The 350-nt window shown below is 33.4% G+C and carries 1 protein-coding gene; it reads left to right on the top strand.

What is annotated here, in order from left to right:
• Positions 1 to 52: 52 nt before the first annotated feature.
• On the top strand, positions 53 to 265 hold the full coding sequence (locus tag D0T50_RS13460; RefSeq protein WP_163224040.1) for a hypothetical protein: 213 nt from the start codon (positions 53 to 55) through the stop codon (positions 263 to 265).
• Positions 266 to 350 lie beyond the last annotated feature (85 nt).

The following is a 350-nucleotide window of genomic DNA, read 5'->3' as shown; positions in this document are numbered from 1 at the left end:
CCGTAGCCAAAGAATTAATGGGCGTATAAACTCTTAAAACAAACCATACTATATGAATACACACTACATGGAAACATTGGATTGGGGCATCCTTATCTACGATAAGAAAATTTCCAACTTAAAGGATATGCTTCCTATTCTGGAACCTGCCGTACAAACAGGTCGTCCTTTGTTGATTTTCTCCATTCGTTTGGGGCTGCTTATGATGAAGATGAAAAACGATGTTTACATTGAACAGAAACTTTCTGAACTGAAAATAAAGTAAAAAATGAAATTCGTTATCTTCATAAATGGATAATGCTTCTTCATACCTCTTTTGGTTTTTTAGATTATTGAATACTTCTAATATG

Source organism: Bacteroides sp. 214 (assembly GCF_010501015.1).
Taxonomy (GTDB): Bacteria; Bacteroidota; Bacteroidia; order Bacteroidales; family Bacteroidaceae; genus Bacteroides.
This window is presented reverse-complemented; position numbering and strand designations above follow the sequence as displayed.